At 51.5% G+C, this 15084-nt stretch carries 15 protein-coding genes; 12 read left to right on the plus strand and 3 right to left on the minus strand.

Annotated elements, in window-relative coordinates; genetic code table 11:
- The first annotated feature begins 219 nt into the window (after positions 1-219).
- Entirely contained in the window at positions 220-612 is a 393-nt protein-coding gene (locus UNDYM_RS08815; RefSeq protein ID WP_162040723.1) for a response regulator, read from the plus strand.
- The gene (locus UNDYM_RS08820) at positions 613-2424 is read left to right on the plus strand and encodes a diguanylate cyclase (protein WP_162040724.1); all 1812 of its coding nucleotides are present in this window, start codon (positions 613-615) and stop codon (positions 2422-2424) included. It abuts the gene before it with no gap.
- 152 nt (positions 2425-2576) lie between these two features.
- Here UNDYM_RS08820 and UNDYM_RS08825 read toward each other — a convergent pair whose 3' ends face one another.
- The gene (locus UNDYM_RS08825) at positions 2577-3464 is read right to left on the minus strand and encodes a LysR substrate-binding domain-containing protein (protein ID WP_162040725.1); all 888 of its coding nucleotides are present in this window, start codon (positions 3462-3464) and stop codon (positions 2577-2579) included.
- Between the two features lie 250 nt (positions 3465-3714).
- Here UNDYM_RS08825 and UNDYM_RS08830 point away from each other — a divergent pair, with 250 nt between their 5' ends.
- From UNDYM_RS08830 to UNDYM_RS08860, 7 genes are all read left to right on the plus strand, one after another.
- The gene (locus tag UNDYM_RS08830) at positions 3715-4470 is read left to right on the plus strand and encodes an MBL fold metallo-hydrolase (protein WP_162040726.1); all 756 of its coding nucleotides are present in this window, start codon (positions 3715-3717) and stop codon (positions 4468-4470) included.
- A gap of 45 nt (positions 4471-4515) precedes the next feature.
- A complete protein-coding gene (locus UNDYM_RS08835) occupies positions 4516-5142 on the plus strand; it encodes an FMN-dependent NADH-azoreductase (RefSeq protein WP_162040727.1) in 627 nt (208 codons plus the stop codon).
- 29 nt (positions 5143-5171) lie between these two features.
- The gene (locus UNDYM_RS08840) at positions 5172-5483 is read left to right on the plus strand and encodes a YciI family protein (protein WP_162040728.1); all 312 of its coding nucleotides are present in this window, start codon (positions 5172-5174) and stop codon (positions 5481-5483) included.
- A 14-nt stretch (positions 5484-5497) separates the two neighbouring features.
- Positions 5498-6280: an alpha/beta fold hydrolase gene (locus UNDYM_RS08845; protein ID WP_232063845.1), complete on the plus strand. Its 783-nt coding sequence runs from the start codon at positions 5498-5500 to the stop codon at positions 6278-6280.
- A gap of 163 nt (positions 6281-6443) precedes the next feature.
- Positions 6444-6743, plus strand: a complete 300-nt coding sequence (locus tag UNDYM_RS08850) for a putative quinol monooxygenase (RefSeq protein ID WP_162040729.1) — start codon at positions 6444-6446, stop codon at positions 6741-6743.
- Positions 6744-6930: 187 nt separating this feature from the next.
- Positions 6931-7812 (plus strand): phosphatidate cytidylyltransferase, encoded by an 882-nt coding sequence (locus tag UNDYM_RS08855; protein ID WP_162040730.1) that lies wholly within the window; start codon positions 6931-6933, stop codon positions 7810-7812.
- 26 nt (positions 7813-7838) lie between these two features.
- Positions 7839-9641, plus strand: a complete 1803-nt coding sequence (locus tag UNDYM_RS08860) for a bifunctional alpha/beta hydrolase/class I SAM-dependent methyltransferase (protein WP_162040731.1) — start codon at positions 7839-7841, stop codon at positions 9639-9641.
- Here UNDYM_RS08860 and UNDYM_RS08865 read toward each other — a convergent pair.
- Positions 9589-10209 (minus strand): CDP-alcohol phosphatidyltransferase family protein, encoded by a 621-nt coding sequence (locus UNDYM_RS08865; RefSeq protein WP_162040732.1) that lies wholly within the window; start codon positions 10207-10209, stop codon positions 9589-9591. The genes UNDYM_RS08860 and UNDYM_RS08865 overlap by 53 nt on opposite strands.
- Complete coding sequence (locus UNDYM_RS08870) at positions 10206-11399, minus strand: phosphatase PAP2 family protein (RefSeq protein WP_162040733.1); 1194 nt, start codon at positions 11397-11399, stop codon at positions 10206-10208. Before UNDYM_RS08870 ends, UNDYM_RS08865 begins: the two co-directional genes overlap by 4 nt.
- Positions 11400-11440: 41 nt before the next feature.
- Between UNDYM_RS08870 and UNDYM_RS08875 the strand changes: the two genes are divergently transcribed.
- From UNDYM_RS08875 to UNDYM_RS08885, 3 genes are all read left to right on the plus strand, one after another.
- The gene (locus UNDYM_RS08875) at positions 11441-12538 is read left to right on the plus strand and encodes a patatin-like phospholipase family protein (RefSeq protein WP_232063847.1); all 1098 of its coding nucleotides are present in this window, start codon (positions 11441-11443) and stop codon (positions 12536-12538) included.
- A 2-nt stretch (positions 12539-12540) separates the two neighbouring features.
- Positions 12541-13263 carry an SDR family oxidoreductase gene (locus UNDYM_RS08880; protein WP_162040734.1) on the plus strand — a complete coding sequence of 241 codons (723 nt, stop codon included), beginning with the start codon at positions 12541-12543 and terminating at the stop codon, positions 13261-13263.
- A gap of 344 nt (positions 13264-13607) precedes the next feature.
- Positions 13608-15050, plus strand: coding sequence for a tetratricopeptide repeat protein (locus tag UNDYM_RS08885; protein ID WP_162040735.1), 1443 nt, complete (start codon positions 13608-13610; stop codon positions 15048-15050).
- The last annotated feature ends 34 nt before the right edge of the window (positions 15051-15084 follow it).

Raw genomic sequence — 15084 nt, forward strand, 5'->3', positions numbered from 1 at the left:
GAGGTAATGATAATCCTGATTGCTTGATGCATAAATGAGTAATTATTTCAAAAAATACATTTACTTTGGAAGTAAAAGGCGAATTTAAGTGCTGACTTGTTGTCGAGGGCTCTGCGTATGATGATTATTCTGATAATGGACAGGATTTATTGTTGTTTTGCGAGTAATCTTGATTTATCCTGAGATCATCTGTTTTATCTATCGCAATAAGGAGTAGTAATGACTTCTGCAACGCTCGCCAGCATTTTGTATGTTGAAGACGATGCTGATATACAAACCGTGGCTCAAATTGCTTTGGAAGTTGTCGGTGGTTTCAGTTTGAAAACCTGTAGTTCAGGGGCGCAGGCCATTGCCGAAGTCAATGCTGGCTTCGTCCCTGATTTGCTGCTGCTGGACGTCATGATGCCGAATATGGATGGCCCGACCACCCTGGCAGAACTACGTAAATTGCCAGGCACCGCCTCTACGCCGGTGATCTTCATGACTGCCAAGGTGCAGTCATCCGAAATGGATTTTTATAAGTCGCTGGGCGCCATAGGCGTCATTGCAAAACCTTTTGACCCTATGGAGTTATCGACTCAGGTGCGAGGTTTATGGCAGGAGAAGGCTTAAATGTCCGACAAAAATGATAGCCTGCAAGAAAAATTGCTTGCTCTCGAAGCAATTTTCCTGCAAAAACTGCCGTCAAAGTTTGAAGAGATAACCAGTACCTTGCAAAAGGTCGTTGAGCGCCCGGATGACAAGGAATCCATGGTTGTCCTGCACCGTCACCTGCACACCATGGCGGGCTCGGCCGGTACTTTTGGTTTTGCTGATATAGGCACGCAGGCCAGGGTATTTGAATCTACCTTGAAACCGCATCTTGAAGGAAAAGCCTGGGACCCGGCAGAGCTGAAAGCTTATTCGGAAGAAGTTAACCGCTATTTTGAGTATGCCCTGAAGCATGATACCAAGCCAGTCAATGGCGTGGCAGAGAGCGTGCAGGAAGAAGAGCGCGAACTAAGCGACCCCCACCTGATCTATCTGGTGGATGAGGATGAGGCCCAAAATCAGGAAATTACCACGCAGCTTGAGCATTTCGGCTATGAAGTGGTGCGCATGAATCACCTCGGAGCTCTGGCAAAGGCGGTGGCTACCCGCAGGCCGCATGTCATCGTCATAGAACTAAGTTTTCCTGAGGGTAAGGTCGCCGGGGCTGAAGAGATATCGCGCATCAAGCAGATAGAACGTTTCCGCATTCCCACCGTGTTTGTATCCCGTTCCAGCAGCTTTGATTCGCGTTTGCTGGCCGTGCGTGCCAGTGGTGACGGCTATTTCACCAAGCCTGTCGATGTTGTTGCTTTGACTGAACGAATAGAATCCCTGCTGCAGCTTGATGAAAACAAGGGTTATCGCGTGCTCATCATCGATGATGATGCCGTAACTTCCAAGTTTTACGGCGCAATCCTGCGTGATGCCGGCATGAATGTGTATCTGCTCAATGACCCTACCCAGATATTGACAGTGATGACAGATTTCCGTCCTGAATTGCTGCTCATGGATATTTACATGCCAGTCTGCAGTGGTGTCGAACTCTCGCGCCTAATCCGGCAAGATAATTCTTATGTCGATGTGCCCATCGTATTCCTGTCCAGTGAAGCAGACCTCAGCAAGCAGCTTGATGCTGTCAGGGCAGGGGCGGATGACTTCATTACCAAGCCGGTAGCACCTGAATATCTGAAATCTTCGATTGCTTCCAGAGCTGAGCGTTACCGCTCCTTGCGCGCACTGATCATGCGCGACGGTCTGACAGGCTTGTTTAATCACACGGCGATCAAGGAACAACTGGCATCCGAGATTTCCCAGGCCGGTCGTACCGGTTCCCCGCTGGCCCTGGCGATGATAGACCTTGATAACTTTAAATACATCAATGATACCTATGGCCACCCTGCAGGTGACCAGGTACTGCGTACTCTGGCCAGACTCTTGCGCCAGCGTTTGCGCCGCAGTGATATCGTTGGCCGTTACGGTGGCGAAGAATTTGCCGTGATTTTCCCCGACACCAATGCCAGCACGGCGCGCCGGGTCCTCGATCAGGTCAGGCTGGCCTTCACCAAGATACAGCAGCACTGCGAGGGTGGACATTTCTCTGTCAGTTTTTCGGGGGGGTCGCTGATCTTGAATCTACGCTGGATGCTGATGAGTTATTTGATATTGCAGATGCCGCGATGTATGTGTCTAAGCAGGAAGGGCGCAACCGCATCAGTCTGGCTTAAATCCTGGCTGCCCGATGAAGCGCGTTTTCATGGATGTAAAATTTATCTTGTGCGATTGTGCAATGACGAAGACGCAGGCAATTACTTCGAGCGCTTTATCATCCTGAAAAGTATGTCATTATTTTGTATTGTCCCAAGTGTGCCAGCGCTTGCAGATTGCAAGTCGTGACTGATATGAGGTGGTTGCGCTTCGCCCGTAAAATCTTTTGGACTGTTTTTACCTTGATCAAGAACAAGTCTGACTTTAATTCCAATCCCATCATAATAAAAACTTGACGGTGACCTTGCTTTATCATCCCGTCTGCACATCACAACGCGAAATCAATCCTGAAAAACGGCCTTGCGAAACAGGGCGACCAGTGGACGTTGTTCATCTGTGCGCCATACGAGGTGCACGCTGACCCGTAGATCGAGCCAAGGCAGTTCACGGAAAACAAGGTCTTCTGATGCGTACGCATTTCCCAGACTTGCCTGCACCAGGCTTAGCCCGACACCTGCGCTGACCAGATGTAGCGCCGACAGTGGATCGGAGGCTTCATAAGCGATATCAGGTATGAAACCTGCTCGCTGGCAACCCGCCAGCAGTGCAGGGCGTCTTGTATCCACAGGCTGACGGACAACGGCAATCCAGGGACGTTGATCAAGTTGTTGCGGCTGAATTTTTTTCGATTTGCTCAGCGGATCATCCTTATGCATGGCGAGTAATAGCGGCTCGTCAAGCATCACGGCGCTGCTCAGACCGGTTGCTTGCTCCGGTGCCCGGTAAGTCAAACCGACGTCAAGGGTACGCTGGCGCAGGCGCTCGAATTGCACTGTGGTGCCCAGCCCTTGCAAGGACAGCGCCGCCGATGGACTGGTGCGCCGAAACCGTCGCAGTACCGGGCTCAGGATATTTGCATGCAAGGCGCCTTCGACGTAGCCAATTGCCAGCCTTCCCACGGTACCTGAACCCAGGCGGCGACCAAATGCCTCGACACGCAAGGCATTCGCCATGAGTGCGCGCGCTTCACCCAGTAAGTCGTGTCCTTCTTGTGTCAGGCGCAGCCGCTTCTTGTTACGTTCGAAAAGCAGCACGCCCAGTTGGTCTTCAAGCTGCTTGATCTGGCGACTCAGTGGTGATTGCGAAATGTGGAGTAGCTCAGCGGCGCGACCGACGTTTTCGGTCTCTGCCACCGCAATGAAATACCGGAGCTGACGCAAATCTAGCATGGTTAAGTCCTTTCAGGTCTCAACTATCCCATATTCTGTCTTGGACAGCAATCATCATTTGGCAGATTCTGTAAGCCTGTTCAAATACTTTTGATGACATCATGAAAAAATTACTTACCCTCGGTCTTCTGACATCTACTTTTTTTGCGGGGATGTTAGTTACCCCATTTCGGCATACGCACAAGAGGATACCCGCCCGCACGCCCTTGCTCAGGTTGTCAAGGCCACGCCAAATGTCACTGTCCATACTTTGGTTGCGCCGACATCTGCTTTTGCTGTTACCAGCCACATTATCGAATTCAAGAGCCAGTTGTTCGTGGTTGATGGACAATTTTTCGCGCCCTATGCGGCAGATCTCAAGGCCTACATCAGCAAGCTCGGCAAACCGGTCACTCGCTTCTACATCTCGCACGAACATCCAGATCATTATCTGGGCATGGGCGACGCTTTCCCCGACGTCACAGTCTATGACCTGCCTGGTGTCAGGCATCACATTGAAGAGGATGGCCCCAGGCAGATCGCGATATGGACCGCCCGGCTGGGCCCCAGGATGGTGGCACAACACCTGACATTGCCAAGTCGCGATGCAACAGCGGGCATCGAAGTCATCGAGGGCGTCACTGTAGAATTTGCGACCGTTAAGGATAGCGAAGCCCCCGAGTCACTGGTGATCAAGCTGCCGGAACTGGGTGTCTACATTGCCCAGGATCTGCTCTACAACGGCGTTCACCTGTGGCTGCCCGGACCAACCGATGGCTGGCGCAATGCCTTGGAAAGTCTGCTGGCCGAAACCCGCTACACGAGTTTTCTTGCGGGACATGGGCAGCCTGCCGGTCGTGAGGTCATTGAACAAGACCTGGCTTACCTCGATACGGTTGACCGCATCCGTCGCTCGGTAGCCAATGCCGCCGATTACAAGAGTCAGTTGTTAAAGGCCTATCCGGATCTTGCCGGTACAGCGCTGCTGGATATTTACCTGCCTCTGGTCTATCCGGCCAAAAAATAAATATGCATTTTCAAGAGCGCAACTTTCTTTTTTAGGAGTACTACCATGCAAATTCTTCACATCGATTCCAGCATCCTGACGGATGCCTCCGCGTCCCGGGCTTTGACTGCCACCATCGTTGACGAAATCCGGCGCGCGCACCCAGATGCCAGTGTGATTTACCGTGACGTCGTTGCCGATGCCATTCCTCATCTGGATGGCCCCATTGCTGCGGGGTTCCGGCCTGTCCATAGCGATGTGCCTGCCGCCAGTGTGGCGACTGAGCATGCCCGTTCGACTGCGCTGGTCGCTGAATTGCTGGCCAGTGATGTGATCGTCATTGGTGCGCCGATGTACAACTTCTCGGTAGCGAGCCAGTTGAAATCCTGGATAGACCGGGTGGTACAACCACGGCGCAGCTTCCACTACACCGACAGGGGCCCGGTGGGCCTTGCCACAGGTAAGCGCGTGCTGGTCGCATCTACTCGTGGTGGCTCTTATTCCGCATGGCACGCGACCGCCATGGATTTTCAGGAAGACTACCTGAAAGCTGTGTTCGGCTTTATCGGTATCACCGACGTCAGCTTCGTGCGCGCCGAGAACCTGTCACGCGGCGCAGAGGCCAGGGAACTGGCCATGCATACCGCTTATGCAGCGGTCGCAGAAGTCGTTCGCCAAAGCAATTCAATCTGATTTTTACCCTTCAGCTTTTGGAGAAACCCATGCTTTACCTTGACACATTGACCTACATTCGTCCAATTGAGGATGTGAATGCACATCTTGACACGCATCGCGACTGGCTGGTTACGCATACCCGCCGCGGCCAGATACTCATCGCTGGTCCGCTGGAAGACCGTAGCGGTGGTTTTCTGCTGGCACGCTGTGCCAATCGCGATGAACTCGATCACATGCTTGCGCTGGATTCTTTCGCGATACATTACCTCGTCGAGCCACAGGTCAGGGGCTTCGACGCCGCCTTGCGCGCCGAAGCTTTTCCCGCGGAATGGGCTCCCGGTGCAAAGGCAATTCAGTAACGAGGGAGTTCACTATGTACATCAAATTCAGTCTATGGCGTTGGTCAGCCTGGATCATGGCTATGGTGACCAGTTTCGCAACACCCTTATCCGGCGCTGCTGCACCTACTTCAGCCATACGCAACATCGTGCTGGTGCATGGTGCCTTTGCCGATGGTTCAAGCTGGTTGCCCGTGATCAAAATCTTGCACAGCAAGGGCTACCACGTAACGGCTGTGCAAAATCCGCTAACCTCGCTTGCCGATGACGTCGCCGCAACGCGGCGTGTTCTGGAGAGGCAGAAAGGTGGTGTTATCCTGGTCGGCCATTCATGGGCTGGGGCGGTGGTGACTGAAGCCGGCAACGCCGACAATGTACAGGGGCTGGTGTACCTGTCCGCACTCGTGCCGGATGCGGGAGAATCCGTGGGCGAGATGCTGAACCGCCTGGCATCACCAATGGAAGGGCTGGCACCAGACAAGGAGGGACTGATCTGGCTGGACGATCCGGTCGCTTATCGACAAGTCATGGCAGGGGATGTGCCTGTCCCTACGGCACGACTGCTGGCGGCGACGCAACAGCCAATCTCCGCTCGCACATTTGTCGACAAAGTGACGACTGCAGCATGGCAGAAAAAGCCCAGCTGGTACCTTATGACAGAGAATGACAGGGCCTTGCCGCCCAGAGTGCAGCAGGCCCTGGCCCAGCACATCGGCGCAACGACCATGACTGTGAACTCGAGTCACATGTCGCTGGTCAGCCACCCTGAGGTGGTGGCTTCCCTCATTGAGCGCGCAGCACGTTCATTGGGAAAATAAAGGCTTGTGGGGTATTGGCAGCGAAACGATCGGCAAATCATTGGAAGTTGGTACACCTCTTTTGATTTGCCGACGTCAGCTTATACAATGCTTGTCATCCATCGGATCAGTGCGGGTATCCGGTGGCATGAGAACATCTTTCTTGTAATATAGGACACATGCCATGATCATCGTAACCGGCTATGCGATTGCTCGCGAAGGCGCAGAAGAGGAGATGCAGAGACTTGCCATTGAGCATGTACTGCGTTCTCGTACCGAACCAGGATGCATTTCCCATGAGGTGAGTCGTGACGTTCAGCAGCCACGCCGCTTCGTATTTGTCGAACGCTGGAACGACATGGCAGCGCTGCAGCAGCATTTTCGCGTAGAGGCATCGAGGCAGTTTGCAAAATCCTTGAACCAACTCTCTGACGAAAAGCCAGAGCTGGCAATCTATCAGGCTGACGTCCTCAATTTGACTTGAGGCAAATTTCGACCTGAAAGCCTGCCTTTGCGTTGAGGGATACTGCAAGCCGGTTTATGGTGAATCAGTTGATTTAATGTTAATCGACAAGCATGTCGTTTGTTTCTTATGCTTACATATTGAAAAAGCAAGTACAGACAAAGTTCGGTGTACACTGGAGCATCTTTACTGTTGTTCAGGTTGCTTAGTGTTTTCAAAATTTCTTCTCGGCAATTCGACTCTGGCTGCCATGTTGATGCTCTACCTGCTGCTGGCGTTTGCGAGTGTTGGTGTAGGCAGGCATAGCTCGCCCGAAAGCCAGTTGCGCAAACAGGTGAATGCCTGGTGGTTTATTTTTCCTGTCGTCAGCCTGAGCCTGTTTTTGTATCCTCTTGGGCCGCTGCTGATGGCCTTGCTCATCGTCTTGCTGGCAGTGCGTGAATTGTCCCTGCACTACACCGGCCCTCGCTGGCGTTTCCTGTTGTCATGCTTTGTTCTGCTGATTTTGCAGGTGGGTTTGCAATATGTAGATAGTTTTGATTCCGGCATGATCTTGCCTGGTTTATTGTGTCTGCAAGCCCTGCAGTTTTTTATCTGGCGACAACGCAATCATTTATTGCTCATGCTGTTTTTGCTGCTCTGCTACGGCCTGAGTTTCATGCTGGATTTATTGACGCTGCCATTTTCAAACGAAGTCAGGCTGGCCTGGTTTTTTTATCTGTTTGTGGTAACTGCACTCAATGATATTGCCCAGTTCGTCAGTGGCAAAATTTTCGGCAAGCAAACTATCGCCCCCACCATCAGCCCGAATAAAACTGTACAGGGTTTGATCGGCGGTGTCGTGATTTCCATGTTGGTGTCCCTTGGCCTTGGCATGTACTTGCATCTTGCCAGCCCCGGTTATTTAATGCTGATGGGTATTTTGCTGTCGCTCGGCGGCTTTGCTGGTGACCTGATTTTTTCAGCAGCCAAACGTTATTTGAAGATCAAAGATTTTTCTGAACTGATACCAGGGCATGGCGGCATACTGGACAGGGTGGATAGCCTGGTCCTGACCGCACCCTTGTTGTATCTGGGATTGTTATTTTGAGATAAAGAATTTAATAAGGACTATGCATGACAACAGAATTGCAAACAAAATGGCTGTGCAGTGAATCCGGCTTTGATAGCCATGACAGTACCCGTTTGTTTTACCGCATCTGGCAACCGCTGGCGATTCCTGCGGGTCAGCCACAAAAAGCCCTGATATTTTTACACCGCGGCCATGAGCATTCTGGACGTATAGGGCCGCTGGTCGAGCAATTCGGTTTTACCCAGGACTGGGCTTTTGCCTGGGACGCGCGTGGTCATGGCAATTCACCGGGTGAGCGCGGCGATGCACCTGATTTCCAAACCATGGTGCGCGACTTTGACAGCTTCATCAATCACATCCAGCAGAGCTATGGTATAGACAAAGAAAACATGCTCATTGTGGCAAACAGCGTGGGTGCCGTGATTGCCGCAACCTGGTTGCATGACTATGCACCGCGCGTGCGTGGTGTGGTCATGGCTGCAGCGGCATTTGATATCAATCTGTACGTGCCATTGGCTAAGCCAGCGCTGCGTTTTGCCACCTGCTTCAAGCCTGACTTATTTGTCACCAGCTATATACGCTCATCCATGCTCACGCATTCAGCCGAACAGGCCAAGGCTTATGATGCCGACCCGCTGATTACCGAGAATATTTCTGCCCGTGTTTTGCTGGACCTGGCCGATACTGCCAAGCGCGTAGTACAGGATGCCCAGGCGATAGATGCACCCGTGCTGATGCTGGTCGCCGATAAGGATTACGTCGTCAAGCAGGCGCCGCAAAAGCAGTTTTTTGAAACGATCTCTTCGACACTGAAGCGCTATATCCTCATAGAAAACTGCCATCATGCGATTTTTTATGAGAGCGAAAACCAGGTGCAGCAAGCCATACAGGCAGCGAAGGATTTCATTAATGAATGCTATGCCCAAGAATTGCTGCCTTTGCCGCACTATTTCAAAGCCGATACCTTAAGCCAGAGTGCGCGCCAATACCAGGCACTGCAACAAGGCAAATTAGGTGGGGCGCTGGAAAACGCCTTTTACGGCATGCAAAAATTCATGCTCGGTCACTTGGGCAGGCTTAGCAATGGCATGACGATAGGCCTGCAACACGGTTTTGATTCCGGCGCATCACTCGATTATGTTTATCGCAACCAGGCAGGTGGCCGTTTGCTGATAGGCGGCATGATAGACCGTGGTTATCTGGATGCGATAGGCTGGCGCGGCATACGCCAGCGCAAGGCGCAGATGCAGCAGACTTTGTCTGACCTGATACAGCAATATCCGACGGACCAGCCTGTGCGCATACTTGATATTGCTGCCGGTGGTGGTCGCTATGTGCTGGAAACCATCAAGCGATTCCAGAACCGCGATATAGAAATCAGCCTGCGCGATTTTGACCAGGCCAATCTGGATCAGGCCAAATTACTCGCAGAACGTTTGCAGTTGAAAAACAAGATCAGCTATCAATGCCGCGATGCCTTTGCCGCAACCAGTTACCCGGCGGAAGAAGATGCCTATGACATCGTCATCGTCTCTGGCTTGTATGAGCTGTTCAGTGACAATGTGCTGGTACTGGCATCCTTGCGCGGCATACAGCAGCAATTGAAAATTGGCGGGCATCTGGTGTACACCGGCCAGCCATGGCATCCGCAGTTATTGATGATCGCCAAGACCCTGAATAGCCATCGCGGCCAGTCATGGCAAATGCGTCCACGTCCACAGGCAGAGATGGATGCCCTGGTCGCCAGCATAGGTTGCAAAAAGATTGCGACCCAGCTTGGCATCGCCGGGATATTTACGGTGTCGGTGGCGCAGCGTGATGCGGCAGTGCCCGTTTTATCCGATTGAACAAAGTCCAGAGCAAGAGCAGCAGGACGATGGTCAACACGGCATTCAGCCAGATCGCTGGTAGTTGAAAAGCTACAAGCAGGGCCAGCAAACCAAAGGCAAAAGCGCGGTCGCTTTTGCCCATGGGGCCATCAAAGCGGCGCTCTGAGCCTGCCAGCAAGGCTGCAACGCCAGCAAACTCTGTCAGCAGGGCCAGCATAGCCACTGCAATCAACAAGGGCAGATGTATGCCTGCCACCAGGGCAAAAGGCAAGACCAGGGCGGCATCTGAAACCTGATCTGCCACTTCATTGAAAATGGCTCCAAAGGCAGTTTTTTGCAACGTGAAGTTGGCCAGCATGCCATCTATCGCATTCAGCGCCATGCGCACGAACATAAAGACCGGCAGGCCCAGCCACAAGCTTTTATTCTGAGGATAACAGGCCAGCGCAATGCCATAGGCGATGGACAGGACCATTGCCAACAAGGTCACCTGATTTGGCGTGATATGTCGCTTCGCCAGTCCCGTCAGCAATGGTTGCAGCAATTGCTGGAAGCGCGGCTTCAGTTGGTAGATAGAAAAACTCATGGTCTGCTATTTGTTCCTTGTGACATATACAGTTTGGCCAGCAATATACATCGGCTATAACCCATGGCGCAATGCAGGTAAACTGTTTTGCCCATTTCAATTTCCTGGCGCATGTATTGCAAAATTTCATCGCTTACCTGTTTGCCCGGCTTAAGCAGATCAAGCAGAGGGAAATGTCTATAAGCGTGCTTGCGCAAGGCAGGCGTTTCGCTGAGTTCATTTGCCAGGTCGATGATGCTGCAATCTGGCGGCAGTTGTTTTGCCTCCCGGCTACTGAGGCGGCGCCCCACCCAGAGTCGATCTGTCAATTTGATGATGACGGGTTTGCGCCTCTCACGCCAGACAACGGCCAGCCAGGTAAGCTGGTAACCGAGCAAATAAGGGGCATACATGAACCATATCCACCACGGATATTGCCCCTGTTTTTTATGCAGGAAGTGAACATCGTTACGATAGTAAGCCAGGCTGACCAGGGCGAGACCGCATGCTATATACAAAGCCAGCCAGCTATGGGCAAAGATGAAGCCTGTGATAAAAAATATGCTGGCAAATATCAGGTAATAAAACGCCACATGCGGTTCTGCCCTTTTTGGTTTGATAAAGATGAGGCAAAACAATCCCAGCAAGCTGCCGCCAAGCACATCCAGCAAATGGTGTTGATAAGTGAATACCGTCGAGGCAGCTGTCAGAAGTAGCCATGTAGCCAGCGCCATGCGCAGCGGTGTTGTGTGGACGTGCTCGCGCAAGGCGCTCCAGAATAGCAGGCAGTAAGCAACATGCAGCGAGGGTAATTGATTATATGGTTTATCCATTAGCGCCAGATAATCATATAGATATGCACACCATGTAGAGGAGATGGCAGGTCTGGGCCAGCTGAATTGCAGAGGGTAGAGCACGAAGATGAAGGCTGCAATGACGGTTGCCAGTAACAGGCGCTGGCTGAGCAGGCGTAATTGATCCTGACTGCGCACTACAAAGAATGTCAGACAAAAAAACAGGCCTGAACTAAGGTAGGGCAATATCATCCATTGCAAAAACGGGATGCCAGCCTCAAATGACAGGGCAGCGTGTCTTATCACTCCTTGCTGCTGCGCCAGCATATTTGCGGTCAGATAGCACAAGCCAAACACCAGGGAATTCAGCAACCAGTGACGCAAGCGGTGTTGCACAGTTGCAGGAGTAGATGGCATTTGATATATGTTTAGCCTTAACAGTGTGATATTTTAGCAGGATGAATCAAGTTAAAAAATATAAACGCTGCATGGTATTGGCAGGTGGTGGGTTTCGTTTTGGTATTTACCTGGGCATGTACGCAGCCGCCTGCGAGGCTGGCCGTGCGCCAGATATCCTGCTGGCCAGCTGCGGCGGTGCTATTGCGGCAAGCATCATTGCCGGGTTTCCTGACGATGCACAACGCAGGGCATGGTTAAGCTCTGAAGAAATGTACTATTACTGGAGCGGTTTGAAATCTTCTCCCAGGGCAGGCATAGTCCGCGCCTTGGCGTTAGCCGCCAAACGTGGTTTTGGCCGTGACTCTGCCAGCACCATACCTGATCTGTTTAACGAATACCTGTTTGAAATCCCGGCGGAATTGCCCTTGCCACGATTGACGGCAAGCGAGCAGTCAGTAGCGACTGCCATCATAGGCGGCAAATTGCTGTTTGATGAAAACGAAGTCGGCCTTGCCCGTGGCCAGCGCAAATTATTTGCCGAAACCGTGTTTTGTGATCCAAGAGCTGCAGCGCTACTGGATGGCATGGCCTCGCCACTGGCAGACCCGCGCTGGGGTGAGCATGCCATTTCAGAGCAGTTATTGTGCGATGTGCAAACGCCAACCAGTCTGGCAGCACGTATTTCTATCACTGACATGTTTTACTTCCGCTGCCATACCCACACTGATGGCAATTATTTTGGTGGCGTACTGGACTTGTTTCCCATAGAGATTGCCAAGCGCTTGGCCGATGAAGTCATGATGGAATTCAAGCAAAGCTTTGACCAGGCTTTTTCCATCCCTGCCTGGCGTACAGTCCTGGGTCTCGATGGTAATGCCCGCCTGCGCTATGCAAATGGTCAGGCAGTCGATGTGCGTATTGATACTTCTGATGTGGCGACGGTCTTGGCCAAGGAGTCGGTACAAAAGAAACTGGACTGGCGCAATAACCGCATACGCCTGAGCATGCCAGAAACCCATGCCACCTATGCTGCCTATATGGAAGCCCAATGGCAATATGGGTATGCACGCGGCATGGAAGCCTTTACCCGTCAAGCTGCGTATGACGAAGCTGCCATGATACGCAGCAGCGACAAATACAGCCGGGGCATGGCCTAGGCATGAAGAGCATCATGGTCATAGGCGGCACCAGTGGCATAGGCCTGGCCCTGGCGCGTCACTATCTGCAGCGCGGTGCCAGAGTCGCAGTCTGTGGCCGTGACCTGCAGCGCCTACCTACTGACTTGCGTGGGGTAGTCAGTTATCAACTCGATATCGCAGATCGCGCCGACTTGTCACTAGCCATTGATGACTTTGCTGGGCAGGGCCTGGACATGCTCATCGTTACCGCCGGTATTTATTACAATACCCGCAGCCATTTGCTGGATGAGGCTGCCACCCTGCACATGCTGCGCACCAATGTCAGTGGCCTGAGCCATGCATTTGAACTGGCTGCGAAAAAAATGCTGCTGCAAAAATCGGGGCAGCTGGTGGCCATCTCATCGGTTGCGGGTTTGCTGCACGATTATCCCGGCGCGTCCGTCTATAGCGCGACCAAGCGCAGTGTCTTGAGTTTGTGCGATACCTACCGCATTGCACTCAAACCATTTTCCATTGCCGTGACTGCGATAGTACCTGGCTATATTGATACCGCGAAGCTGCGTGCCTTGAATGAGGGCGATGCCAGTCATAAGCCTTTTATCATGTCTGAGCAAAAGGCAGTGGCCTTGATTGTGGATGCAATTACTGCGCGACGGGACAGGCGGGTGTTTCCGTGGCAGATGAAGTGGTTGATCGCGTTGCTCAATCTGTTGCCGAGATGGGTGTTGAAGTTGAGGAAGTAGGTAAGTCTTTTACCGAAGCCTGTCACGTCAAATACAGTAGCCGTAGTTACGTCATTCCTGCATGCTTTTGGCAGGAATCTAGCGACGTTCATCGTATTCTATGAAGTTTATTTGTTCGGATGCGTAGCCAATCCGGGGCCTTGATTTGAAAAGCATGCACATGTAATTTTGCGATTGCTTGTCAGCTATGGACTAGCGACTATATTTCTTTTGCTTCGCTAAAGAGTGATGCCAAAAAAAGCGACTCAGACCTCGTACCTTAGGTCTCAAAGTCTTTATAATTTGGCACATGATTTCTTTGTTGATACTGCAATCGATACGACATCTGCAAAATGGGAGAGGAAATGGGCGAAGAAAATACCAATGTCAAAATGATCAAATATCGCCTTTCTTTATTTCAAGCCCGCGCCTCGGCACTTCAATCTAAGCCGTCTCCTGCAAAGCCGGTATTGCGCAAGTCAGGAAGCAGTTTGTTGCGTGCCATTTTCCTGTCATCCTTGATGCTTGGTGCGGCAGACATGTCGACTGCAAGTGAAAAAGATGTGAAGTCTGCAAACAGTATTAGCCTTGATGATGCGAAGATTAATGGCATACGCGAGAAAGCCGTTAAGGGCGATGCCGATGCTCAATACCAAATGGGTCTGATGTTTGCAACAGGCAGGGGTGCTGCTCAAAACTATGATGAGGCATTGAGATGGTTTCGCCCAGCGGCTCAGCGTGGCTTTGCAAAGGCCGAGACATCCATGGGATTTATGTACGCGAATGGATTTGCTGTCGCGAAGAGTGACACCCAGGCACTGTATTGGTATGAAAAAGCTGCAAATCATGGCGACCCTGTCGCACAAAATAATTTAGCAATGCTGTATGACCAGGGGATAGGAAATCAGCCGCATTCCAGGGATGCCAGCAAGGCATTGAAGTGGTACAGGAAAGCAGCAGAACAAGGCGTAGTCGTTGCTCAGGCGCGTCTGGGTTTCATTTACATGATAGGTGAAGATATTGCCAGGAATGGAGATGAGGCATTTACCTGGACCAGCAAGGCAGCCAGACAAGGGCATCTGGAATCGATGGCCAATCTGGGTTATTTGTATGAGCAAGGTTTGGGCGTAAAACAAAGTTATGCTGAAGCATTGAAATGGTATGTTACTGCTGCCAATGCGGGCTCTCCTATGGGGGAATTCAATATCGCCCACTTATACCAGGAAGGTCTGGGTGTAGCAAAAGACAGTGCTTTGGCCCTGAGCTGGTATAGAAAAGCAGCCGATCATGGCATGGCGGAAGCGTGGACGCGCTTGGCGAGTGCCAGTCGTCGTGGTGAGGGAGCGGTAAAAAATCAAGCTGAAGCAATCAGGCTGTACCGGATTGCAGCCGATATGGGTAGCGTGGACGCGCAACATGATCTTGGTCTTGCCTACATGAATGGCGATGGCGTCCCACAAGATGATATAGAAGCGGAAAAGAGGTTTGAACAGGCAGCTGATCAAGGTGATGTTGAAACACAGTTCCTGCTTTTTAAGCTTTATCTTGACAGGTATGACAGGAATGGAAGCCTTGGGGCAGAGTCTTTCTTTAAAAAATCCGCGAACTCAGTCAAAGCCTATAAATGGCTCTTGATCGCAAAGTCAAATTCGATAAAAGATTGCAAGATTTGCAAAACTGCTGACAGTTATTTACAAATAGCTGATTTAGCCATGACAGCAAAAGATATCAAGCAAGCAAAGGACTATGTAATCGAGTGGAATACAAGATTTTCGAAAAGGCCGCGAAAAGAAATATTGCCTCTCTAGTCAAGTATTCCCATCGCATACAGTGGTATGCCCG

This window comes from Undibacterium sp. YM2, assembly GCF_009937975.1.
Lineage (GTDB): Bacteria > Pseudomonadota > Gammaproteobacteria > Burkholderiales > Burkholderiaceae_D > Undibacterium.